This is a genomic window from Sphingorhabdus sp., from assembly GCF_044357595.1.
Taxonomy (GTDB): domain Bacteria; phylum Pseudomonadota; class Alphaproteobacteria; order Sphingomonadales; family Sphingomonadaceae; genus Sphingorhabdus_B.
The window spans coordinates 1-3,189 of the sequence record NZ_JBIKPH010000192.1; the positions used below are offsets into that span (position 1 = coordinate 1).

The 3,189-nt window shown below is 53.4% G+C and carries 3 protein-coding genes and 1 tRNA gene; 2 read left to right on the forward strand and 2 right to left on the reverse strand.

The annotated features are described in order from the left end of the window. A partial coding sequence (locus ACIQ2T_RS12780) for a recombinase family protein (RefSeq protein WP_397591136.1) occupies nt 1–1,524 on the forward strand: 1,524 nt, incomplete at its 5' end. A gap of 193 nt (nt 1,525–1,717) precedes the next feature. Here the strand turns inward: ACIQ2T_RS12780 and ACIQ2T_RS12785 are convergent. Beyond that, a tRNA-Arg gene (locus tag ACIQ2T_RS12785) sits at nt 1,718–1,794 on the reverse strand. Nucleotides 1,795–1,852: 58 nt separating this feature from the next. Between ACIQ2T_RS12785 and ACIQ2T_RS12790 the strand changes: the two genes are divergently transcribed. Next, a complete protein-coding gene (locus ACIQ2T_RS12790; RefSeq protein ID WP_397591137.1) occupies nt 1,853–2,584 on the forward strand; it encodes a queuosine precursor transporter in 732 nt (243 codons plus the stop codon). A gap of 362 nt (nt 2,585–2,946) precedes the next feature. Here ACIQ2T_RS12790 and ACIQ2T_RS12795 read toward each other — a convergent pair. Then, nucleotides 2,947–3,189 (reverse strand): phosphoribosylformylglycinamidine synthase subunit PurQ (locus tag ACIQ2T_RS12795; RefSeq protein ID WP_397591138.1); only part of this gene is annotated, 243 nt, incomplete at its 5' end.

The window sequence follows — 3,189 nt, forward strand, 5'->3', positions numbered from 1 at the left end:
GACGATGGTGGGTTCTCAGGCGGCAATTTGGAACGTCCAGGTCTAAAGCGGCTGTTGGCGGATATAGAAGCAGGCACGGTCGATATCATCCTGCTTTACAAAATTGACCGACTTACCCGGTCATTGTCAGACTTCGCCAAAATAGTGGAAATCCTTGATCGCAAGGGCGCAAGCTTCGTGTCCATTACCCAGTCGTTCAACACCACTACCAGCATGGGCAGGCTTACCCTCAACATGCTTCTGTCTTTTGCCCAGTTCGAACGGGAAGTCACAGGCGAACGCATCCGCGATAAGATTTACGCTTCGAAGCGCAAAGGCATTTGGATGGGTGGCCCAGTTCCGCTGGGATATGACGTCATCGACCGAAAGTTGTTGGTCAATGAGGTCGAAGCCGGGCAGGTTCGATACATTATGCAACTTTACCTCAAAGCAAGTTCAGTTCCTGAACTGGTCGACGTACTGGCCAAGAACAGCAGCCATACCAAAATACAACAGCGCAAAGATGGCGGGACGAGAGGCGGATGCCACTTCAAGCGTGGTAATCTCTATCACCTCCTATCCAACCGGATTTATCGCGGCATGACCGTGCACAAGGGTGAAGCCTTCGAAGGCGAGCATGAAGCAATCGTTGCTGAGGAGCTGTGGGACCAAGTTCAAGCTAAACTGGCAAAGCAAGGGCAGGGCGGTAGCTCGCGCAAGGTGAGCGCCAGAACAGGTGTGCTGGCAGGTCTGATTTACAATGCGGAAGGAACCCCTCTGGTTCTGACTCACACCCAGAAGGGTAATCGAAGGTTCCATTATTACGCTAATCGCTACGAAAATATCGGAGACTCTGTAGCCTCGCGCGTCAGCGCACGGGATATCGAAGACATAGTCCTTGGCCAACTCTCGCAAGCATTAGCGTCGGGCAGTCAGATACAGAGCATGATGATGGATGGCACATACAATGCCGACCAACTCCACAATGTCATTTTGCGATGTAGTAAGCTGGCGGCTGAGCTTGGCGCCGCAAAGTATATTCGGAAGCAGACAATCATTCGGACTGTGGTCAGCCGGATAGACCTGCATGAGGACCGAGTGGTCATCAAAATCGATAACCGGAGTTTGCTCAATGCCATTGGAGCGGAGGGGGCGATCCAACCCTCAAGTAGCGATCTAATTATCGAACGCGAGGCCATAAGGTTACGTCGCGGGAAGGCGCTCAGGCTGATCATACCCGCCACCTCGGCAGGTAACAGCATGTCTTTGCGCGATGACAAGCTCGTTGCGCTCATCGCCGAATCAAGAGAAATCATGAAACAAATTATGACGAAGGCCGATAAATCGGTTCCGGCCCTTGCGGCCGAACAAGGTCGTTGCCGTGTTCGAATGATGAAGGTTGCAAAGCTTGCCTGCCTTGACCCCTATATTGTCACTGCAATTGTGGAAGGGCGACAACCATTGGATCTCAGCCCAGGCAGGCTTCTTGCTGCTGATTTACCGCTGGCATGGGCAGATCAGAGGCGAGTCCTCGGGTTCGGCTAATAACTAGGGCATACTAGAAGAAGTCTGTTTTTTGGGCCCGTGAGACGGGCCCTATTTTTTGCCCAAACGGTCTCTCAACAGAGACAAGTTTGGCTTCAGCACGAATTTAGGCGCCGCCAAAGCCCGCAGAACTCGGCCGTTCATGGCGCCCGACGACAGAAGTCTCTGGAAAGGTGTGATTTCGCGGACTGCGTGGCGCGCCCTACAGGAGTCGAACCTGTGGCCTCAAGATTAGAAGTCTCGCGCTCTATCCAGCTGAGCTAAGGGCGCGCGCTGCGAGGTGCAATAACGGCTTTGCCCTCGAACGCAAAGCTGCTTATGTCGATTTATGCACGACGCCCCTATTCTATCCGAAAGCGCAAGTGCGGTCACTGGCCGTCAGTTTCGCTATTATGATTTCGTTATGGCGGCCTTTGTCGCCATATTGCTGCTGTCCAACATCATCGGTGCCGCTAAACCCGCAGCGCTGACGATCAACGGCCAACAATGGATATTTGGCGCAGGCATTTTGTTTTTCCCCTTGGGCTATGTCATTGGTGACGTCTTAACAGAAGTATATGGCTATGCCCGCGCGCGCAGGGTTATTTGGGCTGGCTTTGCCGCATTGCTGTTCATGGCATTCATGAGCTGGGTTGTTGTCGCCCTCCCGCCCGCACCCGGTTGGCCGGGGCAGGCCGCTTATGAAAGCGTGTTTGGTCAAGTCTGGCGGATCGTCTTTGCGTCGATCACCGCGTTTTGGGCAGGCGAGTTCATCAACAGCTATGTCATGGCGCGTATGAAGATATGGACCGGCGGAAAGCATTTGTGGTCGCGCACCATTGGGTCGACTGTCATAGGGCAAGGCATTGATAGCCTGATATTCTACCCACTCGCCTTTTTGGGCACATGGAGCAACGAACAGGTCATCAGCGTTATGATCACGAACTGGCTGCTGAAAGTGGGCTGGGAAGTGGTGCTGACGCCGGTGACTTACGTTGTTGTTGCCTGGCTTAAGCGTAAAGAAGGCGTCGACATATTCGACGAGGGAACCAATTTCTCGCCTTTTAAAACTAAAGTTTAGGATCGCATGCAAGACATATTGTTGCAGCTGGCCGAACAGTGGATCGGCTATAAAACATGGCTTATTGCAGCAGTCGGCCTGACGAACGACGCGATGCATGTGCATGGTTCGCTGTTGATGTTATTCCTATCTGCAGTCGTGCTTCGGCGGCGTCCAGACAGTGTCGGGTGTTGGTTGATTGTTTTGATGGCCGAACTGTTTAACGAATATGCGGACTTGCGCGGCCAAGCACCAGGCGAGGCGACATTAGATGCGTCGTTACACGACCTGTACAATACCATGTTCTGGCCGACGGTTATATTAGTATTGGGTCGCTTTTTATTCCCGCGCAAGAAACCGGAAAAGCGCTGGATGCGGCACAATCAAGCGATCTGGCGGATCAGCCCCTCGAACAAGCGGCGACCGTCTGACCCGCCGTGTACGGCTTCGGTCATGCGTTCGGGATGGGGCATCATACCCAAGACATTGCCTGCTGCGTTAAGCACGCCAGCGATGTTCCGCGCGGAACCATTGACGTCTTCGGCATAGCGGAAGGCGACGCGACCATCCCCTTCAAGTCTGTCGAGCGTATCGCTATCCGCGAAATAATTGCCATCATGATGTGC

Bases quoted from the DNA above. Each gene is read 5' to 3' on its own strand.
- ACIQ2T_RS12790 (WP_397591137.1), top strand. From the start codon at position 1,853: ATGCACGACGCCCCTATTCTATCCGAAAGCGCAAGTGCGGTCACTGGC.